Origin of the sequence: Halorientalis pallida (assembly GCF_049605515.1) — an archaeon.
In the GTDB taxonomy this organism is placed as follows: Archaea; Halobacteriota; Halobacteria; order Halobacteriales; family Haloarculaceae; genus Halorientalis; species Halorientalis pallida_A.
This window is the reverse complement of the sequence record NZ_CP187158.1, coordinates 1570698-1595713: the sequence shown is the minus strand read 5'-3', so window position 1 is coordinate 1595713 and position 25016 is coordinate 1570698. Positions and strand designations below refer to the sequence as shown.

Below are 25016 nucleotides of genomic sequence, written 5' to 3'. Positions count from 1 at the left end.
GGTACTTAAGGGTTCAGACGAACAGCCCCACGGCGTGGATCGCGGCCAGGTAGGTCGCGGTCGCGACGAGCAGTGCCCACCCGACGCGGTAGCCGACCAGCGCGCGGTCGAGACCGTGGGCCAGCCCAGTCGAGAGCGTCGTCAGGATCGCCGCGAGGACGAGCGCGTACGCGCCGACGGCCAGTCCGAGGCCGGCCGTCGACGGCCCGGACGCCGCTCCCGCTGTGCCCGCCGTCCCCGAGGCTCCCGCGGCCCCGACCGCGAACGTCCCGCTCGCGTCCATCCCGGCGGCCAGCGCGACGGTCGCGCCCGCGACCAGCGGCCCGAACAGCGCGGCGGTGTTGGCCAGCGTGCCGGTTACCGTCCCGATCTCGTGGCGTGCGTCGCGCTCGACCGCCGCGAGTTCCTCGACGTTGTCGGCCATCGCGACGATTGCGCGGCCCGCGGGCTGGCCTTCGCTGGCGGCCAGCGCCAGGAGCGTGGCGGTACTCCGCGCACGTGGGCTCGGAACGTCGGCCAGCGCGCCGTGTTCGCCGAGGAACGCCTCGCGGACACCGACTTTGAGCCGGCGCTGGCGCTGGGCGGCCTCTCGCAGGACCGCGCCGGTCGGGTCGGTCACCTCCTCGGCGGCGGTCGCGACGGCGCGCTCGACGGCTTCGCCCTCCTCCACGCGCCGCCCGATCTGGTAGAGGGCGTCGGCGAGGCCGTCCTCGACCGCCCGGACGCGCTCACGGACGGCGGTGATCGGCCGGTAGGAGACCACGAGTGCCGCACCACAGCCAGCACCGACGGCCGCGAGGGGGCCCGTCCACGGCGCGACGAGCCTGCTGGCCAGGACCCACCCGGTCGCGCCGGCCGCGAGTCCAGCGGCCAGCGCTGGCCACCGTCGACTCGGCACGTCCGGATGGTCCCGCCCGACCGACGGCGGCGGGAAGGTGACCGGCCGGCGGACCAGGAGCCACGCGCTCGCGGCCACGAGGACGGCCGGCAGTGCGAGGTCGTAGAGTGCGACGACGGCCGCGAGCGGGACGGACGCGCCCGCCGTCCGGACCGCGGGCAACATCGCGACCAGCGCCAGCGGGAGCAAGACGCCGAAGGCGTACAGCCCCGTGGCCGGCCCCTGCAGGCCCGAGGCGAACTCCGCCATCCGGTCGCGAGTACCGTCGAGTACCGCTGTCATCCCGCGGTCGAGGGCGCGTTCGCGCTCCCCCTCGGGCGCGGTGCCGGCGGACTCGACGAGCAGGAGCGCGCGCCGCAGGGCCGGGAACCACTCGTCCCACTCGGCCGTGAACGAGGGAAAGCCCGACCCCGCCGACCCGGCGGCGCGGCGCACGTGCTCGCCGAGGCTGTCCGCGAGCGGTCCCTGCCCGGTCTCGGCCGCGAAGGCCGCCGCCGTCTCCGTCGCCGGCGTCACCCGCATCCGGAGGACGGCCCGGCTCACCAGCGCCGGCGCTTCCCCGAGCGCGCGTGTCCGCCGCGCCGTCGCGAGCGCGTGGGGTGCGCTGTGGACCGCGTGGACGGCGGCCAGCGCGCCCGCCCCACCACAGCCGAGGACGAGCGGTGCCGTCCCTGCCGGTGCGACGACACTCGCGAGGACGACCACGGGGACACACAGTAGCGCGGCCCCGTACCCCGCACGGACGACGGTTTCGGGGGACAGGTCCGAGCCGATGAACCCGAGCGCCCGGTCGAGGTCGGCGCTCCCCTCGGCCGGCCACGGGTAGCACCGTGCGAGCAGTCGGACGACTCGCTCGATTGCGACCGTCATGCTGGATGCCCCGCTCGTCGTCGGGCGTGGGCCTGCCGGATCGTCTCCGGATCGGTCCGGCCGCCGTCGGCGAGGCCGGCCAGCCAGTCGGTTCGGTCCTGCAGTTGCCGCCTGACTGTCGCGTAGTCCTCCGTCGAGCCTGCGAGGCCGTCGACCAGCCGGCTGTTCCCGCGCTCGATCCGACCGGTCGGCCGCAGCTCTCCGGAGTCCAGCTCGAACAGCGACTCGAAGCCGACGCCGTCGGCGGTGACGACTTCCTCGATCCGCTTGACCCGCCGGGCCCGGCCGGTCGGCGACTCGTAGGGTTCCAGCGTCACCAGCAGGTCGGTCGCGCCGAAAGAGGACTCCGGGACGCCCAGGTCGGTGACGACGCGCTCGCGGACGGCCGCGCCGCCGTCGCCGTGGATCGTTCCCAGCACCGCGCTCCCGTTCGCACCGACCCGCATCGCCTCGTAGAGGACGCCCGCCTCCTCGCCGCGGACCTCGCCGACGACCAGTGCGCCCTCGCCGAGTCTGAGCGCAGTCCGGAGCGCTTCGGCCGGGGCGAGTGCGCCGCCGTCTTCGTTTCCGGTCCGGAGCGACTGCACGTCCCGGCCGGCGTCCTGTAACTGCCCGACCGGTAATTCGGGCGTATCCTCGATGACGACGGTCCTCGTGTCGGCGGGCAGTTCCCACAGCAGGGCACCGAGCATCGTGGTCTTCCCGGCACCGCGGGTCCCGGCCAGCAGGGTCGCGGCATCGCGCTCGACGGCCAGCGAGAGCAACGCGGCCGCGTTCGCGGTGAGCGTCCCGTTGTCGATCAGGGCCGGGAGCGTCCACGCTTGCCGCTCGTGGGCGCGGAATGTGAAGGCGATCCCATCGCTGACTGGTTCGGTGACGCCGGCGACCCGGACGCGCCGGTCGGCGACCGTCGCCGTCGCGTCGAGCGCCGGACTGGCCCGCGAGAAGGCCCGCCCGCTCTCGCGTCGGAACCGCGAGGCCAGTGCCTCGATACCGCCCTCGGTGAGCCGGACGTTCGTCGTCAACGTCTCGCCGTCGACGCGGACGCGGAGCCGATTGCTCGCCGCCGGTGCCGTCACGAACACGTCCGTGACTCGCTCGTCGGCGAACAGATCGGTGAGGACGCCGTGGCCCTGCGTGTGTTTTTCGAGGACGCGCTCCAGGTCTCCGACGGTCGCGTCCAGCGTGGACTCGTCGTCGACCACGCGCCGGACCGCGCGACCCGGCGCACGCTCGCCGCCGGTCACCGCACCGCTGGCCAGCCGGTCGTAGGCCGTGACCAGCCGTTCGGTCGCTGCCCGACCGAACCCGTGTTCGACCGGTTCGAGATGGTAGCGCCGGCGCTCACGGTCCGGTTCCGCGTAGATCCGAGCGACTGCGCCCGTCTCCAAGTCCCGTCGCGACGCGAACCTGGCCGTCGTGGGCGGCTGGAGTCGCACCCGCGACCGGCTGATAGTCGGCCCGACCGCGGGGGCCAGCAGGTCCTCGTATCCGTCGGCCTGTGCGGCCACTTCGGCCAGCCCGGTCTCGGCCGCCAGCGTCGCGACCGCCCCCGCCCGCCCCGTGGCGGCCCGGGCAGCCCCGAGCGGATCGCGGCGTGCCCGGTCGGCGATGGCTTCGTCGTGGAACGCGGCCGCGTCGGCGAATCGACCGGTGGCAACGAGCGCGGCTGCCGCCGTCCCCTCGTAGGCTCGCTCGACTCCCGCGGACCGGGTACAGATCACTTCGGCGTCCCGCTCGCAGAGGGCGTCGACGACCGCGGCCCGACAGGCCGGTTCGGTCGCGAGCCGTCCTCCGCCCGGACAGTCGCCGGCGTCGATCACTAGCCGGTCGCCGTCGAACGACGGCGTACAGCGACAGCCCGACTCCTCGTCTCCGTTGCGGACGCGACTGAGTACTCCCATGGGCGTCGCTCGTCCCGTTCCCGGATTTAAACCTCGGGGAGCCGCCGGACCGCGATCAGTCGCTCGCCGTCGCGTTCGATGCGCGTCAGCGCGATCCGGTATTCGCCCGGGGAGTCCAGAACCAGCGGCTCGTCGCGGACACGCCCGTCTCGGCAGTGGACGACCCGGACGCCGGGGAGTCGCCGCGTCCTGACCTCGCCGCCGTGGACCCGCCACGCGAGATCGACGGCTGATCCCCTGGCCGCACGCGCCTGCCCCGGGACGCCGCCGAGCGCGAGCGCCGCCACGCCTGCGTCCGTCCGGGCACGTGCCGGAATCCCGACCGAGACGATCCGGCGCGCACCGGCACCGTCGCCCACCGCGCTCTCGCGGTGCCGGAGGTCGGCGATGGCCGTCCGGAGCCGGTCGGCCTCGGCCGTGAGCGTCGCCTCACTGCGCTCACGGGCCGCAAGGTCGATCCCCGGTAGACTGGCCGCGAGCAGTGCCGACGCGAGAACGACCGCCACGACCACTCGGAGCATCAGAGCGCGTCACGCAATCCGGAGAGGAAGCCGTCCCCGTCCTCGTCGTCGCGCCGTCCCGTTCCGGGTGCGGTATCGCTCCGATCCCGTGGATGCGCCCGCCGCTCAGATCCGTCTGGCTGTCGTCTCACACCGTCACGACCGCTCCCGTCACGCGGTGCTCGTCGTCCCCGGGTGCTCTCGTCTCGACCGGTGATCCGACGTGCGATCTCTCCGGGTGATTCGGGCGGGTCGTCGTCGCTCCCGTCGACTCGTGACTGGCCATCGCGCTGGTTCGCTCTATCGGCGTCTTCGTGCGGATACCGGCGGTCGCGGTCGGTCCCGTGACGCTCCAGTTCTTCGACCTTGGCGAGGGCGGTGTCGGCCCGGCGCTCCACGTCGCGGTTGACGGTTCGGACGTTGCCGACGTACCCGCGCACGGCCTGGACGCTGGCAGCCAGGTCCGTGAGCTGGGATTCGAGGTCCTCGACCCGCGCCCGGAGGTCGTCGAGTTCGCGCTCGCGTTCGGCGGCCTCGGCGACCGCCGCCAGGTCCGTCTCCCCGTCGGCGAGCGCCCGTTCGACCGCTTCGAGCCGTGCTTCCACGTCGTCTTCGTCCATGATCGTGGCTGGTCCCGTACCGGTATTTCAACGCTTGGGTCCCAAGATTGAATACCTGGTTCGGTGTTAGTTACGCGCTACAGCGATAGTAACAAACCGCTCGGTGCGGGGTCCGACCCACGCGAGGCGCTCTCGCGGGGACTTACCAGCCATGCACGACACAGACATCCACACGGTAACGGTCACGTTGGTGACGCTGTTCGCGGCCGCGCTCGTCGCGACCGCCGGAATCGGCACGGCGGTCGCACAGGTCGACGACGGCGACGCCGACAGTACGGAACGACAGTTCGACTTCGACGCCGGTCCCGACTCGTCGGTCGGTTTCGAGTTCGCCGACGGGAGTCCAGACTTCGATTTCGGCGGTGACGACCTGGACGAGCCGGGCTTCAGCTTCGGAGGCGGGGGCGACGAACCGGGCTTCAGCTTCGGGAGTGGGGCCGGCGAACCGGGCTTCAGCTTCGGCGGCGGTGACGGTGACGCGCCGACGTTCGGGTTCGGTGACGGCGACGACACCCCTTCCTTCGGTGGCACGGACGGCGACGACGCACCGTCGTTCGACTTCGGTGACGACGGCGACGGCGAACCCGACGACGGCGACGACGACACCGGTGACGGACAGGCCAGCGTGGTTCTGGTGCCGACGGTCACGGACACGAATTCCCCGGTCAACGAGACGGAGACGCTCACCGTCGTCGCGACCGTCGAGAACACCGGTTCCGGGGACGGAACGGGGACTGTGGAACTCACCGTCGACGGCCAGGCCGCGGACAGCCGGCAGGTCGATCTCGCCGCGGGGGCGAGTACCACCGTCTCCCTGTCGTGGACGCCACAGCTCGGCGACGCGGGCGAGTACACCGCCACGGTCGCCACCGCGAACCGGAGCGCACAGGTCCCGATAACCGTCGAGCCGGCACCGACGGCCACTCCGGCCGACTTCCGGGTCGGGCCCCTCTCCAGCAACTCGCCGGTCGACGTGACCGACGCCCTCGACGTGACCGCGACGGTCGAGAACGTGGGCGGGCGGGAAGCGACGCAGACGGTCACCCTCGACGTGGCCGGGTCACAGCGCGACAGTCAGTCGGTGACGCTGGCCGGGGGTGCCAGCCAGCAGGTCACGCTGTCGTGGACACCACAGTCAGGTGATGCGGGCGAGTACACCGCGACAGTCACGACCGCAAACGACACCGCCACGACGAGCGTGCGCGTGGCGAACGAGTCCGACGGCGGCGACGGCGGGAAGGTGTTGCCCTTCCGCCCGTCGTCGTTCAGGGGATACGTGGAAGGCGAGACCGGGTATCTGCACACCGGGATCGGCAACGACTCGTTCGTGATCGACTTCACCGAGTGTCGGAACTTCCAGCCGACCGACGAGTACGTCCAGCAACACCCGGACTACCTGCCTGTCGATCCGTGCATCGTCCTGACCGGCAACGTCTCGGAGGAGACCGACACCTGGGAGGGTGAGTTCCAGACCTCGCGGGTCACCGGGTCGATCACCGACACGGCGGTCGGGGCCGCCTACTACGCCGCCAACATCACGACGACCGACGGCGTGACCGGCACGTTCGATCTGTCGACGGGTGAGATCACCGGCCAGGGCACTGCCGAGATCAACGTCACCGTCTGGAACGTCGACAACGTCGGGGTCCCGTGGGTGCAACGCGGTGACCCGATCTCGGACGACACCTGCCACATCCCGAACGTCCCGCTGCGGCTCTCGACGGAGAAGAGCTACGAGCCGAAATCGCCGATCCCGTCGACCGACCTCGTCTCGGGCATGCGGTTGAACGACGCCAACGAGACCACCGTCGTCTCCAACGACTTCGCCGTCGGGAGTGCCAAGGACTGTGGCGAAGTCTACGGGTACATCAACATCAGCAAGCAGATCAACGCCGAACTCGGGATTCCGGCCGAGGCGGGGCGCAACGAGCTGGTCTTCGACTTCGATCTCGATCTGAAGCGGTAGTCGGTCCGCCCCCACCTTTGATTAGTCGGACTCACATTGGTGATGATATGAAAGTCGTCCTGATTGGTGTCGGACAAGCAGGAGGGAAGATCGCGCAGGCCCTCGCGGAATTCGACTACGACCGCGGATTCGAGGCGGTTCAGGGTGCCTTCGCGGTTAACACGGCGCGTGCGGACCTCCAGAATCTCGACATCGACACGATGCTGATCGGGCAGGACCGGGTGAAAGGACACGGCGTCGGTGGCGACAACGAACTCGGGGCCGAGATTATGCAGGCCGAAGCCACCGAGGTCATGGACGAACTCGACGGCCGTGTCACCAGCGAGGCCGACGCCGTCTTCGTCGTCGCCGGCCTCGGCGGGGGTACCGGGAGCGGCGGCGCGCCCATGCTCGCCCGCGAACTCAAGCGCGTCTACACGATGCCGATCTACGGCCTCGCGGTCCTTCCCGGCCGCGACGAGGGCGCGATCTACCAGGCCAACGCGGGCCGGTCGCTCAAGACCTTCACCAGAGAGGCCGACTCCGTCCTCGTCATCGACAACGACGCCTGGAAGACTTCCGACGAGAGCATCGAGGAGGGCTTCGCGGCGATCAACGACCGCATCGCGGAACGCGTCGGCCTGTTGCTGGCGGCCGGCGAGATCGTCGAGGGCGTCGGCGAGTCCGTCGTCGACTCCAGCGAGATCATCAACACGCTCAAGAACGGCGGCATCGCCTCGCTGGGGTACGCCTCCGCGCTGGCCGACGAGGACGCCGGCGAGAACATCAACGCCATCACCTCCACCGCGCGGAAAGCCCTCCTCACCGGTACGTCCCTCCCGCAGGCCGTCGAGGCCGACAAAGCCCTCCTCGTGATCGCCGGTCACCCCGACCGGATCGCCCGCAAAGGCGTCGAACGCGCCCGCAAGTGGCTCGAAGAGGAGACCGGCAGTCTCGAAGTCCGGGGTGGCGACTTCCCCCTGTCCAGCGAACGCATCGCCGCGCTCGTCCTGCTGGGCGGCGTCGAACGCTCCCAGCGCGTCCAGGAGTTCATGGACCGGGCCCGCGAGGCCAGCAAACAGCAGGAGGAACCCCAGGAGAACGCCAGAGAGGCCTTCCAGAACGACGAACTCGACGATCTGATGTAGGCCGGGCGACGGTTTTCCGCGGCGGCGTTCGTCTCGGGGGGCTTCGAAACAACTAATCAGCGCCCCCGAGAAGTGACGCCCATGGCTGAGGACGAATCCGAAGACGAGGGGCCCGCCGTCGAACTCGGCGACGGTGAGCCGGTCGAGGGCGTGCCGCTGGCGCAGGTCTCGGCGCGACTGATGTGGGGCGCGAAAAAGAGCTACATCCAGCAGCGCGAGGGCGACACGACCATCCGGACGCCCGACGGCCCCCGCGAACTCGGCGACGTGCTCGACGAGGTCGAGGAGACCTACTTCCAGCGCCGCCAGGAGTTCGAGGAGGAGGTCCGCGAGGTCGTCGGCACCGGCCCCGTCCCGACCGCCGAGTGACGGCGCGCTCGCGCGGCCGAGGTACCTTTTTCTCCCGCCGACGATTGGTATTCGACGATGACGCTACCCGTAGACCCAACTCTGATCGAGTCCGGCGATATCGGCGAGAAACGAGCCACGCTTTCGATGGACCACGACGAGGCTATCGAACACACGCGCGAGACATTCGCCGACGCCGGCTTTGGCGTCGCCGTCGAGTTCTCCGTCTCCGACCTGCTGGCCGAGAAGATCGGTGCCGACCGCGACCCCTACTACGTCCTCGGGGCCTGCAACCCGGAGGTGGCCGACCGGGCGCTCGACGAGTGCATCGAACTCGGCGGACTGATGCCGTGTAACGTCGTCGTCCGCGAGGTCGAACCCGGCCGACAGGCGGTCTACCACCTCTCGATCATGCGCGTCGCCCGCCTGCTCGGCCTGGCCGAGGACGACGAGGAATGGGCCGACATCGTCGCGACGACGGGCGAACTCGTCGACGAGGCCTTCGAGAACCTCTAGGACTGCTCGTCGTCCGTCCCGGTGGCCTGACTGTCTCCGGTCTGTTCGGCTTCGAGGTCGGCGATGCGTTGCTCCAGTTCCTCGATGCTCTCGTCCCGGCGGAGATAGAAGTACCCGCCGGCGACGAGTACCAGCGGGAGGCCAAAGAGGAGGATCGCGATCAACAGGATCACGAACAGCTCGGGCGCACCCGGAACGCCCGGGACGACCAGCGGACCGGCGGAGAGGGCTGTCAGCGACGGAACCGACGGGAACGCGACCATGCGCGCCGGTACTCCCGGCGGGCGCTTCACTCTGTCGGGTCGTCGGATTCGGCGTCCAGTTGGGCTTCCAGTCGGTCGACCTTCCGCTCCAGCAGTGCGACCCGCTTCTGGATCTCCTCGGACTCGGGATGATCCCCGAACGCGAGCGCCATCCGAACGCCGAGGACGATCACGCCGAGCAGGAAGGCGACGTTGAGCAGGAAGACTGCGAGCAAGACGAGGAGTTCGGGCAAGCCGGGGACGGACAGGGCCATGGCGGACCTTCACATCTGCCGACAAAAGCGCTGGCGGTCTCGGCTCAAAAGTCCGAGATCTGTGCCTGCAATCCCGAGACCATCTCGGACTTCCGGCGGAGCTGGGCCAGCGAGACGGGGAAGTGTGGCGCGAGTTCGGTGAGGGCGTCCCGGAAGCTCTCGGCTTCCCCCACCTCTTGCTCGAAGGCGTGGCGAACCCCTTCGCGGATCTGCCAGACGCCGACGGGGGCCCAGTACTCGGGGGAGGCGTGCCGGACCACGAGGACCTTGGCCTGTCGGCCGCGTTCCTGCAGGTGTTCGAGGACGGCGAGCCGAGTGGCGTAGTACGCGCCGGAGGTCTCGTCGACGTAGTCGGTGCGGCCCTCGTAGCCCTCGCTGTCGGCGGCCATGTACATGCCCGCGTCGGGGTCGGGGTTCCAGATGCTCCCGGGCGCTTTCAGCTCCACGAGTTCGAACTCCCACTGCCCGGGCGTCATGATCACCCAGTAGGTGTTGCCCATGTACTCGTTGACCCGGACCTCGGTCGTGTCGATGGAGCTGGCGTTGCGAATGGTGCCCCGGAGGTACTGGCCGACGGTGTCGTCGACGGCGGTGATCGACCAGCGGGTCGGGACCAGCCGGCGGTTCGCGCCCTGTCCAAGCGCACCGGCCGAGAGGATCTTGTTGATCTCGTACACGTCGAACCCCCGCCGATAGAGGTAGGTCATCGCGCCGTCGGCCCGCCAGTCGTCGTCTTCGAGCGTCTTCTCGACCTCCAGCGGGACCGAGGGGTTCTCCGCGAGTTCGGCGTCGCGAGCGCGGGCCCGGGGCCCGCGCGGTGCGCCGATGTCGTCCAGGTCCACGTCCAGGTCGGGCTGGCCGTCGAGACCGATCTCCACGTCGACGGGCTCGTCGGCGATGGCGACCTCGCGCTGGACGCCGACGAAGCCGTCCCACACGTCCTCGACGTTCACGCTGGCGGATCGGGTCGAGTTCAGCAGGCCCGTCCGGCGCTGGAACACGTCGTCGATGGAGTAGCCCTGCTGGTACCACTCGCCGCTGGTCACGTAGTCGGTCGGGTCGGTCTCGGGGCCGGCCACCGGCGAGAGCAGGCCGGTCGACACGTCGGGGTAGTTCGACCGGCCGACGAAGATCGAGGGGGCCGTCGACCCAAAGAGGGCGTCGCCCTGGACGGTCTCGTCGAGCTGGCGCTCCACGTCGTCCAGGTACTCGGTGATCGCGTAGGACTTCTCCTCGGCCAGCCGGCGCAGGTCGGCCGATTCGTCCCGCTGGAAGTCCTCGATGAACTCGTCGAGCCGCATCTGCGCGCACTTGGCGGCTCGGGCGTATCAATCTGTCCCGTGCCCGCCGTCGACGCCTGGGCCAATCGCCCGTTTCGACGGGTGTGAAACGAGACTAGGATTAAGGGTCTGTGTAATCTCCATCCACAGACATGCCCCTGGGGGTCTCCTGGCTCGCCATCGCCCACTTCGGGACCGGCCTGGCGATTCTGGGACTGCTGGGGCCGGTCTGGTCGTTCCGCTCGCGGCCCGGGGCACAGCTGTGGGCCGGGGTGGTCGTTCTCATGGCGGCGACGACGTTCGCGTTCGGCGCGTCACTGCTGGTGTTCGACCGGGGCGTCCGACTCCTGTTCGAGATGGCCGCGCTCACCAGTCTCGTCTGGACGGCCGTGTTCTTTCTCTGTTTCGCGCTCACGTACACCGGTCGCGCTCACCTCCTGCATAGCTGGTGGGTGCGCGGTCTCGTCGTCGCCCAGGGGATCGGGACGGCCCTGATCCTCTCGAATCCGATCCACCAGTTGCTGTGGACGGACTTCCGACTCGCCCCGGCCTTCGGGGCCGCGACGGTCCTGTACGACAAGGAACCGCTGTTGTTCGCCGTCGCCGGCGTCACTTACCTCGTCGTCGGTATCGGGATCGTCATGCTCGTCGAGACCGTCGCCAGCTACGGCCCCTCGTACCGCCGGCAGGCCATCGCCATCGCGGTGACGCCCCTGTTCCCGGTCGTCGCGAGCCTCATCTGGCTGCTCGGAATCGGCCCCTACCCGCAGTTGAATCTCGTCGCGCTCTCCTTCCTGCCCCACCTCGCGCTGGACGTGTACGCCCTGTTCGGCCGAGACATGTTCGAGTTGCCACCCGGTCTCCGCCGGGCCGGCGAACGGGCGGCGCTGGACGAACTCGGGAGTCCCGTGTTCATCGTCGCCGACGACGGGCGGGTCATCGACGCCAACTCCACCGCCGTCCGGATGTTCGACGTCGACCCCGACGCGGCGCTGGGCCGACGGCTGGGTGACCTGCTCGGGCACGACCTGGCGATGGACGCCGGCGAACAGCGGGTCGACCTGCTCGTCGGCGGCGAGCGACAGACGTTCAAACTCGTCTTCTCGCCGTTCGAGACGAAAAGCGGCCTCCACGGCGGCTACACCGTCATCATGCAGGACGTGACGGCCGAAATTCAGCGCAAACAGCGTCTGGAAGTGTTGAACCGCATCCTCCGGCACAACCTCCGTAACGACCTGAACGTCGTCCAGCTCCACGCCCAGGAACTGGAACTCACGCTGACCGACCCGGAGCGGCGCGACCGCGCGGCGACCATCGAGGACATCTCCGACGAACTCGTCGACCTCGGCGAGAAGGCCCGCTGGGCCGCACAGGCGCTCGAAGACGTGAGCTACCACTCCGTCGGCCTGCGCGACGTGCTCGACGACGTGATCCGCGACGTGCGAGCGAGCCACCCCGACGCCGAGGTCGACCTCGACGTTCGCGAGTCCCTGACACTCCATACCGATCCCGAGGTCCTGACGCTCGTGTTCACGAGCGTGCTGGAGAACGCCATCGAACACAACGACGGCGAACCGCAGGTCAGCGTCACCGCGGACGACAGCGACCCCGACTCGCTCCGGATCCGGGTCCGCGACGACGGCCCCGGCATCCCCGAACACGAGCGCCGCGTGATCGAGGACGGCGGCGAGACCGCACTCGACCACGGCAGCGGCGTCGGCCTGTGGCTCATCCACTGGGGCGTGACGCTGCTGGGCGGCGACGTGGCCTTCGACGTTGGCCAGTCCGGGACGACGGTCTCGATCCGACTGCCGACGACCGGTAGCACCGGGCTCGACTGAGATCGTTCACCGCGGGCCCGTCCGACCCGAAGCCGTCGCTCCCGGCCGGCGAAAACGAGGAGAACGGGCGGTCAACTGTGGATGCCCATCGCTTCGATCTGTTCCTGGTAGCGGTTCCTGATGGTGACCTCGGTGACCTGGGCCACGTCCGCGACCTCGCGCTGGGTCTTCTTCTCGTTACAGAGCAGGGAAGCGGCGTAGATGGCGGCGGCCGCGTAACCGGTCGGCGACTTCCCGGAAAGCAGTCCCTTCTCGGCGGTGGTCTCGATGATCTCGTTGGCCTTGGACTGGACTTCCTCGCTGAGATCGAGTTCGGAGCAAAAGCGCGGGACGTACTTTTTCGGGTCGACCGGTTCCATCTCCAGACCGAGTTCCTGGCTGATGTATCGGTAGGTTCGGCCGATCTCCTTTCGCTCGACCCGGGAGACCTCCGAAATTTCCTCCAGACTTCGCGGGATGCCTTCCTTCCGACAGGCCGCGTACAGCGCCGACGTGGCGACGCCCTCGATGGAGCGGCCACGGATGAGGTCTTCGCTCAGCGCTCGCCGATAGATGACCGAGGCGACCTCCCGGACCGACCGGGGCACGCCGAGTGCGGAGGCCATGCGGTCGATCTCGGACAGTGCGAACTGGAGGTTGCGCTCGCCGGCGTCTTTGGTTCGGATGCGTTCCTGCCACTTCCGCAGGCGGTGCATCTGGCTCCGCTTTTTCGAGGAGATCGAGCGCCCGTAGGCGTCCTTGTCCTTCCAGTCGATGGTGGTCGTCAGCCCCTTGTCGTGCATCGTCTTGGTCGTCGGGGCACCGACCCGGGATTTCTCCTGTCGCTCCTGGTGGTTGAACGCCCGCCACTCCGGCCCGGGGTCGATGTTCTCCTCCTCGACGACCAGCCCACAGTCGTCGCATATCAGTTCGCCACGGTCGGCGTCTTTGACCAGGTTGTCCGAGTTACACTCCGGACAGGCACGTACCCCCTCCTGATCTGTTGATTCGGTCTCGGCCTCGCGCTCGCGCTCCCGCTGACGGGTGGACCGTGTCATCGCACTTTTATAGTAGTAACACGGGGCGACTTAAACTCTTGGACAAATACTTTATGGTTCGTGCTGCGTGCGTCAGACACTCTCTCCGGGCCGCTACCGATTGATTTCGCCCATCTCTGCATCGGATGGATGCTTGCCGCCGCTCGGTGGCGACCACAAACGGTAAGCCCGGGCACTGGTGAGTGGACTTCAATGCCGGTCATCGAGTGTGACGTGGCCGAGGCCCGCGAGCGGCTGGCCGACGCCGGTGTCGACGTCGACGAGGGGAACACGGAACACGAACGCTGGCGGGCCACTCACGGGGGTGCCACGGCCGTCGCCTACGACGACAAGGTCGTCGTGCAGGGCGAGTCACCCGAGACCATCGAGTCGCTGCTCCGGGAGGGGAGTGGGCGCGCACACGTCTACTTCGACGGGGCCTGCCGCGGCAATCCCGGCCCGGCGGCGGTCGGCTGGGTGATCGTCACGGACGACGGCATCGTCACCGAGGGCGGCGAGCGGATCGGGCGGGCCACCAACAACCAGGCCGAGTACGAGGCGCTGACGAAGGCGCTGGAAGTCGCCCGGGACTTCGGGTTCGACACCGTCGAGGTGCGGGGCGATTCCGAGCTGATCGTCAAGCAGGTCCGCGGGGAGTACGACGCCAACGACCCGGAACTGCGCGAACATCGGGTGACGGTCCGGGAACTGCTGGCGGGGTTCGACGACTGGACGCTGACCCACGTACCGCGGGAGATAAACGAACGCGCCGACGAACTTGCAAACGACGCACTCGACGATGACTGACGAGACACCCGACCCCGAGGACGCGCCGGTCGCGCGACTGGACGAGGAGACTGCCGAGGCCGCCGAGGCGTCCACCGAGGTCCCACAGGACGTACTCGACGAAGTCGAACGGCTGACGCGGCTCGCACGGGAGGCCGTCGACGAGGGGGAAGCGGCGGCCTACCGGGAGCGACGGGCCGACCTGCTCGCCGAGTACGGGTTCACCGCCCGTGTCCGCGAGGACGACGCCCACGACACGCTGGTGCTTCACCCCGAGGAGTGGCTCGACGACGGCGTGGTCCAGATGGACGCCGTCGAGGACGTGGACCGGGGTATCGAACGACCGCTGGGCGGACCCGGTGACGGCGAGGACTGGGACGCCGTCGCGGAACGCAATCGCGCCATCGCCGACGCCGTCGCCGAGGAACACGGCGCGGTCCACGGCGAGAACGCCGCGGCGCTGGCCGAGTTCATGCACAACCACTACGCCAAGCCCATCGACTCAGCGACCGACGACGAAATAGAGGAGTTCGTGACCGAATACTTCCCGCGCAACGCGTGGCCAAGCGAGAAACAGCGTGACCGGATCGACCGCTCGGTCGCGCTTACGCTCGACGTCGCCGAATCCTTCTAGCGCTGTTCGTCGATGAGCGCTTCCAGTTCGTCGGCCCGACTGTCGTCCGTGACGAACCGGCCGAACATCCAGGAGAGCTGGTCGAGGAGTACGTCGTGCCCGGCCTCGGTCAGCGAGTACTGGTTGGTCCGCTTGTCGAGTTCGCTCTTCTCGACGAGCCCCATCTCGACGAGGTCGTCGAGGTTGGGGTAGAGCCGCCCGTGGTTGACCTCCGAGTCGTAGTAGGCCTCGAGTTCTCGCTTGATAGCGAGACCGTACCGGGGTTCCTCACTCAGAATGACCAGAATGTTCCGCTGAAACGCCGTGAGTTCGCGCGCGACCTCCAGGTCTGCCTCCACAGTTTGTGACTCTGACATGCTTAGCTAAATGTCACCAAGGCATTTAACGCTTGTTAACTCGAACGACGTTCCTTCGGATTTGAGGCCAGTGTAGTGTGATTTCTCCTTGCAGATTCGTGTCGGAATGAATATTGTTGTACGCTGGTGGGGTGTTTCAGACGTTCTTATGTCTGATTTCTTATTCGTACACGATACAAGCCAGTGATGACGGGGCGGCCCGGTCCACGCGGATTCGCTCGCGCGCGGCGGAGCGGTCGGTCGCCGACGGAGAACCGGCGCTCGTCTACCGTTCGACACGGATTACGAAAGTACTTTTTGGCCCGCTGTCGCACGGGCAGGTGATGACGAACCTCTGGGAAGACCTCGAAACCGGGCCGAACCCGCCCGAAGAGATCTACGCGGTCGTCGAGTGCCTGAAAGGCGAGCGCAACAAGTACGAGTACGACAAGGACGTTCCCGGCGTGGTGCTGGACCGGGTGCTCCACAGCAACGTCCACTACCCCTCCGACTACGGGTTCATCCCGCAGTCCTACTACGACGACGAGGACCCCTTCGACGTGCTCGTCCTCGTCGAGGATCAGACGTTCCCCGGCTGTATCATCGAAGCCCGGCCGGTCGCCCTGATGAAGATGGACGACGACGGCGAACAGGACGACAAGGTCATCGCCGTCCCCACCGAGGACCCGCGCTTCGATCACATCCAGAACCTCTCGGACATCCCCCAGCAGCAACTCGACGAGATCGACGAGTTCTTCGCGACCTACAAGAACCTCGAGGAAGGCAAAGAAGTCGAGACGCAGGGCTGGGAGGACAAGCAGGCCGCCAAGGACGCCATCGAACACGCGATGGACCTCTACGAGGAGAACTTCTAACCCGGTTCTCCCGCGTTCTTTCGTCCGTCACGGGCCGCCGAGCCACGCGTCCGGCGCTCGTCAGCCGCCTCGTCCGTGTCGACGGCCCCCGATCCCGCGCTCAGGAGTGTGCCCGGGACCTGCCCCAACGTCCACAGCGTCGGCAGCGGGTCCCGGAGCGAGACGAACGTGTGATCGGCACGCACGATGTCCGCGAGGAACGGGCCCAGCGCCCGGTAGTTGCGCTCGGCGAGCTGGTGGCCGAGCCACTCTAGATCCTGGCGCGTCCGCCGCTGGATCACGTCGGTCCGGTAGTCGCCGTCGTGGCGGACGGACTCGCCACGGAGCTGTCGGTAGTGGAGCCACGGGAAGTCGACGCCACAGTTGATCGCGAAGGGGAGCGACCCCCAGTAGCGACCGTTGACCTCGATGAGGACGTACTCGCCGTCGGGCCGTTCCATGAACTCGACCTGTGCGGGCCCGGTCCAGTCGAACGCCCCGATCACGCGCTCGGCGTACCGGTACATTCGTCGGTCGTCGACGACGCCCAACAGCGCGGAACTCCCGCCCGACGGCGGGACGGTCCGGAGTCGCCGTTCCTGAAAGTGTGCCCGCACCTCGCCGTCGTCGGCCAGCACGACCGTCGTCGTCGTCTCGCCGGGGACGTACTCCTGGACGATCGGGGGCCACTCCCGGAGCTTCGGCTCGGCGGCCAACAGCGACCGGTAGGTGTCGCGCAGTTCCGCCGGCGACCCCGCGTAGTTCCGGTCGTCGACGAGATACGTGGCGTACCGACCCTCGTCGTCCCAGTAGGTCTTGCTCCGCGGTTTGACCACCACGGGATAGGACAGGTCGGGCGCGATGGACGCCACGTCGTCGACGCTTTCGGGAGTGTGGGTCTCCGGACACGGCACGTCCACGTCGGCCAGGTGATCGAACAGCCGCCCCTTGTCGAACACCCGCTCGAAGGTCTCCCAGTCTTCGACCGCCGGACGGGTTCCGGTCGCCTCGACCTCCGCGCGGTGTTTGGCGAGCAGCGAGGTCATCCAGTCGGTCGGCCCGAACACGTAGTCGTGGTCCGCGTCGTCGAGATACGCGAGCAGGTCGTCGAGAAAGCGCTGTGCGCCCGCTTCCGGATCGGGGTGGACGTATCGGCCGTCGCTGAACCGGGAGAGCATCCCCAGCGTGGGTGCCGACGGGCCACCGGCGACGACCGGGACACCCCGACGGCCCAGCGACCGGACGATAGCGAGTCCGCTCTGTTTCTGGGTGGTCAACACCAGCGCGCTGCCTGTGGCCATACCCTCCCCCCGACAGCGACCCGGATTAGTATTGCTCCGTTTTGTCCGAGGTGTGGCCAGCCGCTCCGCCCGCTCCGGCGACAGGACGGTATTACGACCGTTCTACGGCTGAGTTGTCGGTCGAGCGACCACGACAGGGAACGGTGGCGTCGGGCCACTCCGGGACGACTGGCCGAAAGCCTGCGGTATCGGCCTCCACCGTGCAACCTACCCGAGCTTCCGGCAAGGGAAACCGGAAACAGACGCCAGCACCGGACAGCCACCTCGCCGCCGGACCGGTCGTCGGGCGCGGCCCGATCCGACGGACCCTCACCCACCACCGACTACTGGTTCCCACCATACCTCACAGTTATCCACGACCCGCCACCGGATGTATTATGATTATGGGTAATTATTTGGGTACAGCGGTCGTACGTCCGGGTGTGATGGCGACCGAACGACAGTCCGTCGGTATGTTTCACGTGACGGTGGTCCCCGAGAACTTCGAGTCCGGTGCGGAGCCGTCGGGCGACGACATCGAGCGGGAGTAAGGACAGGTTTTGCCGGTGTCCCGGACGGCCGCCGATATTCCACCGCGAAAAGAAGCTTCTTGTGCCCGCTCCCGGTAACGAGCGGTATGGGTCTGTTCGACCGGCTTCGTGGCGACGACGGTCCCCGTGTCGCCTTCTTCGGCATCGACGGGGTTCCGTACAGCATGCTCGCGGAGCATTTCGACGAGTTCGAGAACCTCGCCGCACTCGCGGAGGAGGGTAGCGCGGGGGCCATCGACAGTATCGTGCCCCCCGAATCGAGCGCCTGTTGGCCGTCGCTGACGACCGGCGTCAACCCCGGCGAAACCGGCGTCTACGGCTTCCAGGACCGGGAAGTGGGGTCCTACGACACGTACGTCCCGATGGGTCGGGACGTACAGGCCACCCGGATCTGGGACCGCGTCCACGACGCCGACCGGCAGGCGACGGTGATGAACGTCCCCGTCACGTTCCCGCCCCAGCGTGACGTGCAGCGGATGGTCTCGGGCTTTCTCTCGCCCGGCATCGACAAGGCGGCGTACCCCGACGACCTCCGGGACTACCTCGACGACATCGACTACCGCATCGACGTCAACGCGAAGCTCGGACACGACGACGACAAGTCCGACTTCATCGAGGACGCCCACGAGACCATCGACCGCAACCACGAGGCGTTCAAAAACTACATCGAGCAGGACGACTGGGACCTGTTTTTCGGCGTCTACATGACGACCGACCGTGTCAACCACTTCCTGTTCGAGGACTACGAGCAAGACGGCGAGTACAAAGAGGAGTTCCTCGAATTCTACCGGAAAGTCGACCGGTACCTCGGTGAGATGCGGGAACTCCTCCCCGACGACGTGACGATGGTCGTCGCCTCCGACCACGGCTTCACCACGCTGAACTACGAGGTCCACTGCAACGAGTGGCTCGCCCAGAACGGCTGGCTCAGCTACGAGGACGACGATCACGACGAGCTGGGCGACATCGCCGAGGACAGCAAGGCCTACTCGCTGATCCCCGGTCGCTTCTACATCAACCTCGAAGACCGCGAGCCTCGCGGGAGCGTCCCCGAGGACGAGTACGAGGCAGTCCGAGACGAACTCAAGGCCGAACTCGAGGCGCTGGAAGGCCCGGACGGCCGGAAGGTCGCCGACCGCGTGGTCACCCGGGAAGACGCCTTCCGGGGCGATCACGACGACATCGCGCCGGACCTCGTGGTCGTTCCGAACCACGGCTTCGACCTGAAGTCCGGGTTCAAGGGCGACGACGACGTGTTCGGGAAGGGACCGCGCAACGGCATGCACAGCTTCGACAACGCCTGCCTGTTCGTCGACGACCCCGACGCGCGCATCGAGGACGCCGACCTGCTGGACATCGCGCCGACGCTGATGGACCTGCTCGACATCGAGTACGACCGGACGGCCTTCGACGGCTCGACGCTGTTGTCCTGACGCGTCCGGGCTCCGTCGCCGTTCTCACCGGACGACCGTCACCGGCACCGACGCCCGGCGGAACACCGTCTCCGCGACGTTGCCGACCATCAGCCGGTCGGCCACCGATCCCCCGTGACTCCCGAGGACGATGGCGTCGAAGTCGGCGTCGGCGTCGAGGATCGCCCGTGCCGGATGGCCGGTCCGGATCGTCACGTCCACCTCGGTGTCGTGGTCGGCCGCGATTTCGCCAGCCCGGTCCGCGACCGCCTGACCGTGTTCCTCGGCCGCCGCCTCCATGTCGTCGGCCAGGGCTATCGACGCGGCCTCGCCCCACATGAACGAGGGTTCGCCGACGACGGTCAGGACGGTGATCTCGGCGTCGTCGTACACGTCGAGTGCGTATTCGAGCGCCCGTTCGGCCATCTCGGAGTCGTCCATGGGAACGAGAACGTGCATACTCGCCATACGACGGACGCCGACAAACGTGTTGGGTCACAGAACGAGCGCGAACAGGAGGTAGGAGCCGACGACCGACAGCACGGGCGAGAGGATCCACAGCGTGACGATTCTGGCCGTAGCCGCCGGATCGAACAGGCTCTCGGCGGTGACTTCCTCGGGTTCTTCTTTCCCGATCCCGGGAACCTCGACCTCCTCCGGGGGTTCCGTCGGCGCTTCGGCCTCACCGGTCGCGAGTTCCCCGACCGTCGGCCCGGCACCTTCCTCGGCGGCCGGTGACGCGGTCAGCGAGCCGGTCGCCAGTTCGGTCTCCCCTTCGCCCGGGGGCTTCGGGGTCGCCAGTTCCGCGAGCGTCGCGGTTCGGCTGGCCCGGCCCCAGCCCAGCCCGATGATACAGCAGGTGGTACTCACCGCGAGGCTCGCCGGGATGCCGAGTTGCGAGAGGACGGTGATGATCGTCGCGCCGACGAGCGAGACGATCAGCGCCGCCAGAATGGGCAGGTCGGTGATGTCGTCGCCGACGGTGGCCAGCGTGCGCCGGGCGATGGTGAACCCGCCGAGACCGATGGTTCCCACCGCCAGCAAGATCCCCTGCTCGATGGTGATCGAGCCGTTCCCCACGAGCGGCGCGACGGCGTTCGCGGCGTTCGAGGCCCCCGCGGAAAAGCCCATGTAGCAGGCGATCAGGAGGACGAGGACCGAGCCCACGAGGTCCCGCCGCGAGGCGTTGTCGTTGAGTCCGAGTCGCGGGACCGTCCCCGACCGGTCGAGCTGGATCAGCGGGTCGCGCATCCGCCCGAAGGAGAGTCTGGCGTCCAGGTGGGGATAGAGGTACCGGCCGATGACGCCGCCGATGGCGAACCCGATCAGGGGGGCGACGATCCACGCCGAGACGATGGTGAACATCAGCGCCGCGTTGAGCGTGTCCGTCGCCAGCCCCAGCCCGACGATGGCCCCGACGGCCGTCATCGACGTGGACGCGGGGACGCCGTAGATGTTCGAGATGAGCAGGGCGAGGCCGGCGAAAAAGAGGACGCCGACGCTGGCGGTGGCCGTGAACTGCGAGGCGGGGACGATCCCGTTGCTCATCGTGTCGATGACGTTGCGCCCGACGGTCCACGCGCCGGCGAAGGCAAACCCCGTGAACAGCGCCGCCGCCGTCGTCTTCCTGACGATCCGACTGCCGACCGCCGGGCCGAACGCCACCCCGGTCGACGAGCCGCCGATGTTGTAGCCGACGAACGCTGCGACGAGCAGGCCGACGACGAGAAGTGTCGAGACCATGCTGAAATTCGTCCTCAGTGACGTGGGGTTCCATCCCCCGGGCCTTCGGTCTGTCGACGGCCAGCGCTGGATCGAAAGCGGAGCAATAGACGGCCGTTCGCCGCGCGAACCGAGCAGATACCGAGTAACAGCCTTTTAGTCGCCGGATACGCCACCTTGGCCCGTGCGCTGGAACCTCAAGGAAGGGCTGGCATACGTCGGCGGACTACTGGTGCTCGCACTCGGCGCGCTCTCGCTGATCGGCGCACCGCCGGTCGGCGTCGGCATCCTGTTGCTGGGGCTGTACGTCTTCCCGCCGACGCGACGGCGACTGCGGATCGACGTTTCGGCGCGGCGGCTTGTGATCTGGATCGTGAGCGTCTTCTTGCTCCTGTTCGGCCTCGTCACCGCGCTCAAGTTACCGCTACCCGGCGCGCTCGCCGTCGGTGCGGGTCTGCTCGCGCTCCCGCCGCTTCGGGCGCAACTACGACGGCGCGGGGGCGTCGAACTCCGCGAGCCAGTCGTTGCAGTCGTCGTCCTCGTCGCGGCGGCGTCCTCGATGTGGCTGGTCGCCGCGGAGCTGGACGAGCCTGCCGAACGCGGGAACGTCACCCACGAGATGAACGAGTCGTTCGTCGTGAACGCACACGAAGACGGGAAGATCCGGGCCAACGTCACCGGCGCGCGGGCGCTTCTGGGTGCCGACCCCGTCGGCGACTCGACGCCCGTGACGCCCACCGACCAGGTGTTTCTCCTCGTGTCCGTGACCTTCGAGAACGTCGGCAACGATTCGGTCATGGTCGAGGGGCGGAGCGGGGGCGTCGTCGCACTCGTCACCGCAGACCACAACGACGTGTACTCTCCGAGCTTCCGGGCGGATATCGTCGGGTACGACCCGGGCGTCGACAACGACGTGTTTCACATCTACGAGAACGACATCCGTCTCGAACCCGGTGAAGAAGCCAGCGGCACGCTGGTGTACTCGGTCGATGCGGACCATCAATACCACCTCAGAGTCTCACCGGACGGCCCGAAGATAGAGGGCGACAACCACTACGTCCCGATCAAAGTCGAGACGCTCCGGGGATACTGACCGGGCCGTCTGCCGCGTGTCTGACGGGTTGTTTTGTGGACTGGTCACGTACCGCCCCGCATGGCAAACCTGACGGACGTCTACGACGGCGGTGTCGGCGGTGTCGCGGGCCGACGCCGGCGATTCCTCGGGCTGTCGCTGTTCGGTCTCGGGGCAGTGATGGTCGTCGCCGCCATCGTCGTCGCGACGACCGGGCTGGCCGACCAGTTCGGCCTCACGACCTTCGGCGCGCGGGAACTGGCCGGCGTCCTCGCGGGGCTGGGGTTGCCGGCGGCCTTCCTCGGGAGCTTCGCCGTCCTCCCCGCCTCACGGCGCGCCCGCGCGGCGGCCGTCATCGGCGCGAGCCTCTCGGTGTTCGGCGTCGTCCTCTTCCGGGAGGCCTACCCCTACCAGTGGGTCGGCTCCGGGAGCGGCCCGGGCCTCACCCTGCCCGTGGTCGTCGTCTACTTCCTCGGGACGATCACGCTGTTCTGGTGTCTGTTCGTCGCCGTCGCCAACTTCAAGACCCGCACCGACCCCGGCGGCACGGTCCGCATGGAAGTGACCGACGAAGGGACGACCCGCATCCTCGAAGTCTCCGGGTCCGTCCCCGGGCTGGGCGGGATCGGCCTGTTCGGTCAGAACCCCGACGGTGAGGTCCAGACCCAGACCAACCGGGACGAGGACGGTGACGTACTCTACGCCCGCGAGGAGACACACACTCCCACAGGCGGCCAGACCGCCGCGAGCGACGGCGGCGCGGCCGCTCAGCAGGGCGGGATGGACGACGCCGAACCGGTGCCCGACGAGGTGGTCGAGGCCGCCGAGACCCGCGGTCAACCCGACGCCTACTGTGGCAACTGCGAGCACTTCCAGTACGTCCGGGTCGACGGCGAGATCCGGCCCGCCTGCACCCTCCACACCGAGGTCATGAACGACATGGAAGCCTGCGACGACTGGCAGGCCAACAACTGACCGCCGACGCCCGCGGTCACGCCGTCTCTTTGGTCCACTTTTTCTCCACGTCACGGTTGGCCACCACGAGCCGGTCACCGCCGTCGAGTTCGAACCGACTCTTGCGGAGCCCGATCTCGACGACGACGCCGGACCCCGCGCTCATCGTCACGGTGTCGCCGGGGTTGAAGTCGGGGTCCCGGAGCAGGTAGACGCCGGCGACGGTATCCTCGATCATGTCCGAGAGGGCGTAGGAGACGCCGAGTGCGAGGAATCCGACGGCGGTCCCGAGACTCGCCGCGAGGTCGCCGAGCCCGACGATCTTCAGCAATGCGAGGCCGGCCCCGAACCACAGGAAGATGCCGACGACGAGGACGACCAGATCGACGACGAGTCCCTGTTCCGTCGGCGTCGTTCTCGTCAGGAGCGACCGGAGGACGGCCGTCACGATCCTGATGCCGACGTACGCGAGGCCGAAGAAGACGAGCCCCCCGAGCAACTGGGGGATCGCACCGACGAGACCGGCGACGAACTCCTCGAACGACCCGAGTACCAGTTCCGAGAGTTGGGCGCTCTGGCTCACGCCCCTGTCGAGCGACGGCACGGTGATAGTGGTTGTCCCGATGGCGCTCGACGCAGCGGGGTCAGTCCTGCGGGACCGCCTCGGCCGACCCACCGGCGTCCGGGAGCGTCTCCTCGACCTGTGTGTAGACCAGCCCCAGCGCCACCAGGCCGAGTGCGCCGCCGAACGCGAAGGGGACGACGAAGCCAAAGCGGACGAGGTAGCCCGACACGAGTGGCCCGAGCGCCGTCCCGAGACCGAACGCCATGGTCAGCAGGGAGAGCTGGGTCCCGGACTGGCCCTCGCCGGTGAGGTCGCCGGCCAGCGCCAGCCCCGGCGCGTACACCATCCCGACCGCGACGCCGTGGAGCGTCCGGGCGGCGAGCATGCCCACTGGCGTGGTCACGAGCCCCTGCGCGAGAACCGCGGGCGCGAGCAGGGCCGACCCGACCAGCAGGAAGGGGCGACGACCGTACCGGTCGCTGGCCCGGCCGATGGGGATCTGGAAGACGACGTTGGCGATGACGACCGCGGCGAACTGGAGGCCAAAGAGGACCGGTGCCTGCCCGAGCCGGGCGTTGATCCGGCCCTGGAGGGTGGCAAAGAGCGCGATCCCCACCGAGAGACACAGCGTCGCGACCGCGATGGCGAAGACCGGATCGAGCAGGTGTCGGCCGTTCGGGTCCCTGACGGCGAGGCCGAGTTCCTCGCCAGCGGTCGCGTTCGTCTCCTCGGGGTCCGAGACCAGGAGACTCACCAGCCCGAAACTCACCAGCGCACCGACGACGGCGACGAGGAAGGCCGCGTCGAACCCCGAGAGCCCGCCGACGACCGGGAACCGGTAGGGACCCGCCTCGACGACCGTCCCGGCGACGACCGGGCCGAACCCGAACCCGAGCAGGCGGAAGGTGTTGAACACGCCGAAGTTCCCGCCGCGGCTGGTCTCGGTCGCGAGTTCGTTCACCAGCGCGATGGTACAGGGGATCGTGAAGGCCGCACCGACGCCCTGCAACATCCGGAGGCCGACGATGACGGTGTAGTCGTCGGTGTAGAGGTACCCGAGCGACGCGACCGCCAGCAACGCCAGCCCCAGCAGGACGTACAGTTTCCGCTTGCCGGTCCGGTCGGAGAGCCGGCCGGTGAACGGTTGCCCGAAGCTGTTGAGCAGGCCAAAGAGCGAGAGGACGACGCCGATCAGGAGTTCCTCGGTGACGAGGAGGCCGACGACCGGCACCGTCGAGCCGACCAGTCCCGTGATGTCGACGCCGCCGCTGGCGATGAACAGCGGCAGGACGACGATCAGAAAGGAGTTGGCCACCGCGTCGGCCATCCGCGCCAGCGCGAGCACCAGCACCCGACGATCCGTCCCGAACATCTGTCCACACACGAGGGCGCTCCTCGTATGATCGTTGTGATCCGGGTTCGCGGTCCCGCACCCGTCCGGACACCTG

25 protein-coding genes are annotated in these 25016 nt (G+C 68.3%); 11 read left to right on the top strand and 14 right to left on the bottom strand.

Features of this window, described 5'->3' with window-relative positions; genetic code table 11:
- Positions 1–13: 13 nt before the first annotated feature.
- The 4 genes from ACOZ4N_RS09885 to ACOZ4N_RS09870 are packed head-to-tail and all read right to left on the bottom strand — an operon-like array spanning position 14 to position 4792.
- Entirely contained in the window at positions 14–1768 is a 1755-nt protein-coding gene (locus tag ACOZ4N_RS09885; RefSeq protein ID WP_424019759.1) for a type II secretion system protein, read from the bottom strand.
- Positions 1765–3672, bottom strand: coding sequence for an ATPase, T2SS/T4P/T4SS family (locus ACOZ4N_RS09880; RefSeq protein WP_424019758.1), 1908 nt, complete (start codon positions 3670–3672; stop codon positions 1765–1767). Before ACOZ4N_RS09880 ends, ACOZ4N_RS09885 begins: the two co-directional genes overlap by 4 nt.
- 26 nt (positions 3673–3698) lie before the next feature.
- Positions 3699–4193: a DUF7311 family protein gene (locus tag ACOZ4N_RS09875; protein WP_424019757.1), complete on the bottom strand. Its 495-nt coding sequence runs from the start codon at positions 4191–4193 to the stop codon at positions 3699–3701.
- Entirely contained in the window at positions 4193–4792 is a 600-nt protein-coding gene (locus ACOZ4N_RS09870; protein WP_424019756.1) for a DUF7310 family coiled-coil domain-containing protein, read from the bottom strand. The genes ACOZ4N_RS09875 and ACOZ4N_RS09870 overlap by 1 nt, the downstream gene beginning before the upstream one ends.
- Positions 4793–4943: 151 nt before the next feature.
- Between ACOZ4N_RS09870 and ACOZ4N_RS09865 the strand changes: the two genes are divergently transcribed.
- The 4 genes from ACOZ4N_RS09865 to ACOZ4N_RS09850 all read left to right on the top strand — a co-directional run bounded on the left by ACOZ4N_RS09865 (position 4944) and on the right by ACOZ4N_RS09850 (position 8749).
- A complete protein-coding gene (locus ACOZ4N_RS09865) occupies positions 4944–6758 on the top strand; it encodes a CARDB domain-containing protein (RefSeq protein WP_424019755.1) in 1815 nt (604 codons plus the stop codon).
- Between the two features lie 47 nt (positions 6759–6805).
- A complete protein-coding gene (locus tag ACOZ4N_RS09860; RefSeq protein ID WP_424019754.1) occupies positions 6806–7885 on the top strand; it encodes a tubulin/FtsZ family protein in 1080 nt (359 codons plus the stop codon).
- 81 nt (positions 7886–7966) lie between these two features.
- A complete protein-coding gene (locus ACOZ4N_RS09855) occupies positions 7967–8254 on the top strand; it encodes a DUF5789 family protein (RefSeq protein ID WP_424019753.1) in 288 nt (95 codons plus the stop codon).
- A 57-nt stretch (positions 8255–8311) separates the two neighbouring features.
- Positions 8312–8749 carry a DUF302 domain-containing protein gene (locus tag ACOZ4N_RS09850; RefSeq protein ID WP_424019752.1) on the top strand — a complete coding sequence of 146 codons (438 nt, stop codon included), beginning with the start codon at positions 8312–8314 and terminating at the stop codon, positions 8747–8749.
- Here ACOZ4N_RS09850 and ACOZ4N_RS09845 read toward each other — a convergent pair.
- Genes ACOZ4N_RS09845 through nreA form a run of 3 tightly spaced genes read right to left on the bottom strand, consistent with a single transcriptional unit; the run spans position 8746 to position 10567 of the window.
- A complete protein-coding gene (locus ACOZ4N_RS09845; protein WP_424019751.1) occupies positions 8746–9012 on the bottom strand; it encodes a preprotein translocase subunit TatA in 267 nt (88 codons plus the stop codon). The two genes, ACOZ4N_RS09850 and ACOZ4N_RS09845, sit on opposite strands and share 4 nt — an antisense overlap.
- A 26-nt stretch (positions 9013–9038) precedes the next feature.
- On the bottom strand, positions 9039–9266 hold the full coding sequence (locus ACOZ4N_RS09840; protein ID WP_424019750.1) for a hypothetical protein: 228 nt from the start codon (positions 9264–9266) through the stop codon (positions 9039–9041).
- 44 nt (positions 9267–9310) lie between these two features.
- Positions 9311–10567, bottom strand: coding sequence for a DNA repair protein NreA (gene nreA / locus ACOZ4N_RS09835; protein ID WP_424019749.1), 1257 nt, complete (start codon positions 10565–10567; stop codon positions 9311–9313).
- Between the two features lie 131 nt (positions 10568–10698).
- Here nreA and ACOZ4N_RS09830 point away from each other — a divergent pair, with 131 nt between their 5' ends.
- Positions 10699–12387 carry a histidine kinase N-terminal 7TM domain-containing protein gene (locus tag ACOZ4N_RS09830; RefSeq protein WP_424019748.1) on the top strand — a complete coding sequence of 563 codons (1689 nt, stop codon included), beginning with the start codon at positions 10699–10701 and terminating at the stop codon, positions 12385–12387.
- A gap of 71 nt (positions 12388–12458) precedes the next feature.
- On the opposite strand, the gene ACOZ4N_RS09825 is transcribed toward ACOZ4N_RS09830, so the two are convergent.
- Positions 12459–13424 carry a transcription initiation factor IIB gene (locus ACOZ4N_RS09825; RefSeq protein WP_424019747.1) on the bottom strand — a complete coding sequence of 322 codons (966 nt, stop codon included), beginning with the start codon at positions 13422–13424 and terminating at the stop codon, positions 12459–12461.
- Positions 13425–13616: 192 nt separating this feature from the next.
- On the opposite strand from ACOZ4N_RS09825, the gene rnhA reads away from it, so the two are divergent.
- Entirely contained in the window at positions 13617–14210 is a 594-nt protein-coding gene (gene rnhA, locus ACOZ4N_RS09820) for a ribonuclease HI (protein WP_424019746.1), read from the top strand.
- Entirely contained in the window at positions 14203–14823 is a 621-nt protein-coding gene (locus tag ACOZ4N_RS09815) for a DUF7108 family protein (protein ID WP_424019745.1), read from the top strand. Before rnhA ends, ACOZ4N_RS09815 begins: the two co-directional genes overlap by 8 nt.
- On the opposite strand, the gene ACOZ4N_RS09810 is transcribed toward ACOZ4N_RS09815, so the two are convergent.
- The gene (locus tag ACOZ4N_RS09810) at positions 14820–15179 is read right to left on the bottom strand and encodes a PadR family transcriptional regulator (RefSeq protein WP_424019744.1); all 360 of its coding nucleotides are present in this window, start codon (positions 15177–15179) and stop codon (positions 14820–14822) included. The genes ACOZ4N_RS09815 and ACOZ4N_RS09810 overlap by 4 nt on opposite strands.
- Positions 15180–15502: 323 nt before the next feature.
- On the opposite strand from ACOZ4N_RS09810, the gene ACOZ4N_RS09805 reads away from it, so the two are divergent.
- Positions 15503–16033, top strand: coding sequence for an inorganic diphosphatase (locus tag ACOZ4N_RS09805; RefSeq protein ID WP_424019743.1), 531 nt, complete (start codon positions 15503–15505; stop codon positions 16031–16033).
- Here the strand turns inward: ACOZ4N_RS09805 and ACOZ4N_RS09800 are convergent.
- Entirely contained in the window at positions 16030–17313 is a 1284-nt protein-coding gene (locus ACOZ4N_RS09800) for an ATP-grasp domain-containing protein (protein WP_424019742.1), read from the bottom strand. The genes ACOZ4N_RS09805 and ACOZ4N_RS09800 overlap by 4 nt on opposite strands.
- 616 nt (positions 17314–17929) lie before the next feature.
- Here ACOZ4N_RS09800 and ACOZ4N_RS09795 point away from each other — a divergent pair.
- Positions 17930–19276: an alkaline phosphatase family protein gene (locus tag ACOZ4N_RS09795; protein ID WP_424019741.1), complete on the top strand. Its 1347-nt coding sequence runs from the start codon at positions 17930–17932 to the stop codon at positions 19274–19276.
- A gap of 24 nt (positions 19277–19300) precedes the next feature.
- Here the strand turns inward: ACOZ4N_RS09795 and ACOZ4N_RS09790 are convergent, their stop codons facing one another.
- Together ACOZ4N_RS09790 and ACOZ4N_RS09785 are read right to left on the bottom strand one after the other, a co-directional pair.
- Positions 19301–19714: a universal stress protein gene (locus ACOZ4N_RS09790; protein WP_424019740.1), complete on the bottom strand. Its 414-nt coding sequence runs from the start codon at positions 19712–19714 to the stop codon at positions 19301–19303.
- Between the two features lie 36 nt (positions 19715–19750).
- Entirely contained in the window at positions 19751–20998 is a 1248-nt protein-coding gene (locus ACOZ4N_RS09785) for an anion permease (RefSeq protein ID WP_424019739.1), read from the bottom strand.
- 163 nt (positions 20999–21161) lie between these two features.
- Here ACOZ4N_RS09785 and ACOZ4N_RS09780 point away from each other — a divergent pair, with 163 nt between their 5' ends.
- Positions 21162–22070: a DUF4352 domain-containing protein gene (locus ACOZ4N_RS09780; RefSeq protein WP_424019738.1), complete on the top strand. Its 909-nt coding sequence runs from the start codon at positions 21162–21164 to the stop codon at positions 22068–22070.
- A 60-nt stretch (positions 22071–22130) separates the two neighbouring features.
- Complete coding sequence (locus ACOZ4N_RS09775) at positions 22131–23024, top strand: DUF7139 domain-containing protein (RefSeq protein ID WP_424019737.1); 894 nt, start codon at positions 22131–22133, stop codon at positions 23022–23024.
- Between the two features lie 16 nt (positions 23025–23040).
- On the opposite strand, the gene ACOZ4N_RS09770 is transcribed toward ACOZ4N_RS09775, so the two are convergent.
- Positions 23041–23586, bottom strand: coding sequence for a mechanosensitive ion channel domain-containing protein (locus ACOZ4N_RS09770; RefSeq protein ID WP_424019736.1), 546 nt, complete (start codon positions 23584–23586; stop codon positions 23041–23043).
- Positions 23587–23647: 61 nt separating this feature from the next.
- Positions 23648–24940 (bottom strand): MFS transporter, encoded by a 1293-nt coding sequence (locus ACOZ4N_RS09765; RefSeq protein WP_424019735.1) that lies wholly within the window; start codon positions 24938–24940, stop codon positions 23648–23650.
- Positions 24941–25016: the final 76 nt, after the last annotated feature.

Excerpts from the sequence above, each read along its gene's own strand:
- ACOZ4N_RS09810 (WP_424019744.1), bottom strand. The coding sequence starts at position 15,179 with ATGTCAGAGTCACAAACTGTGGAGGCAGACCTGGAGGTCGCGCGCGAA.
- ACOZ4N_RS09775 (WP_424019737.1), top strand. The coding sequence starts at position 22,131 with ATGGCAAACCTGACGGACGTCTACGACGGCGGTGTCGGCGGTGTCGCG.
- ACOZ4N_RS09795 (WP_424019741.1), top strand. The coding sequence starts at position 17,930 with ATGGGTCTGTTCGACCGGCTTCGTGGCGACGACGGTCCCCGTGTCGCC.
- ACOZ4N_RS09815 (WP_424019745.1), top strand. The coding sequence starts at position 14,203 with ATGACTGACGAGACACCCGACCCCGAGGACGCGCCGGTCGCGCGACTG.
- ACOZ4N_RS09850 (WP_424019752.1), top strand. The coding sequence starts at position 8,312 with ATGACGCTACCCGTAGACCCAACTCTGATCGAGTCCGGCGATATCGGC.
- ACOZ4N_RS09805 (WP_424019743.1), top strand. The coding sequence starts at position 15,503 with ATGACGAACCTCTGGGAAGACCTCGAAACCGGGCCGAACCCGCCCGAA.
- ACOZ4N_RS09885 (WP_424019759.1), bottom strand. The coding sequence starts at position 1,768 with ATGACGGTCGCAATCGAGCGAGTCGTCCGACTGCTCGCACGGTGCTAC.
- ACOZ4N_RS09865 (WP_424019755.1), top strand. The coding sequence starts at position 4,944 with ATGCACGACACAGACATCCACACGGTAACGGTCACGTTGGTGACGCTG.
- ACOZ4N_RS09855 (WP_424019753.1), top strand. The coding sequence starts at position 7,967 with ATGGCTGAGGACGAATCCGAAGACGAGGGGCCCGCCGTCGAACTCGGC.
- ACOZ4N_RS09825 (WP_424019747.1), bottom strand. The coding sequence starts at position 13,424 with ATGACACGGTCCACCCGTCAGCGGGAGCGCGAGCGCGAGGCCGAGACC.
- ACOZ4N_RS09840 (WP_424019750.1), bottom strand. The coding sequence starts at position 9,266 with ATGGCCCTGTCCGTCCCCGGCTTGCCCGAACTCCTCGTCTTGCTCGCA.
- ACOZ4N_RS09845 (WP_424019751.1), bottom strand. The coding sequence starts at position 9,012 with ATGGTCGCGTTCCCGTCGGTTCCGTCGCTGACAGCCCTCTCCGCCGGT.
- ACOZ4N_RS09860 (WP_424019754.1), top strand. The coding sequence starts at position 6,806 with ATGAAAGTCGTCCTGATTGGTGTCGGACAAGCAGGAGGGAAGATCGCG.
- ACOZ4N_RS09785 (WP_424019739.1), bottom strand. The coding sequence starts at position 20,998 with ATGGTCTCGACACTTCTCGTCGTCGGCCTGCTCGTCGCAGCGTTCGTC.
- ACOZ4N_RS09765 (WP_424019735.1), bottom strand. The coding sequence starts at position 24,940 with ATGTTCGGGACGGATCGTCGGGTGCTGGTGCTCGCGCTGGCGCGGATG.
- ACOZ4N_RS09880 (WP_424019758.1), bottom strand. The coding sequence starts at position 3,672 with ATGGGAGTACTCAGTCGCGTCCGCAACGGAGACGAGGAGTCGGGCTGT.
- ACOZ4N_RS09875 (WP_424019757.1), bottom strand. The coding sequence starts at position 4,193 with ATGCTCCGAGTGGTCGTGGCGGTCGTTCTCGCGTCGGCACTGCTCGCG.
- ACOZ4N_RS09870 (WP_424019756.1), bottom strand. The coding sequence starts at position 4,792 with ATGGACGAAGACGACGTGGAAGCACGGCTCGAAGCGGTCGAACGGGCG.
- ACOZ4N_RS09790 (WP_424019740.1), bottom strand. The coding sequence starts at position 19,714 with ATGCACGTTCTCGTTCCCATGGACGACTCCGAGATGGCCGAACGGGCG.
- ACOZ4N_RS09800 (WP_424019742.1), bottom strand. The coding sequence starts at position 17,313 with ATGGCCACAGGCAGCGCGCTGGTGTTGACCACCCAGAAACAGAGCGGA.
- ACOZ4N_RS09830 (WP_424019748.1), top strand. The coding sequence starts at position 10,699 with ATGCCCCTGGGGGTCTCCTGGCTCGCCATCGCCCACTTCGGGACCGGC.
- nreA (WP_424019749.1), bottom strand. The coding sequence starts at position 10,567 with ATGCGGCTCGACGAGTTCATCGAGGACTTCCAGCGGGACGAATCGGCC.
- rnhA (WP_424019746.1), top strand. The coding sequence starts at position 13,617 with ATGCCGGTCATCGAGTGTGACGTGGCCGAGGCCCGCGAGCGGCTGGCC.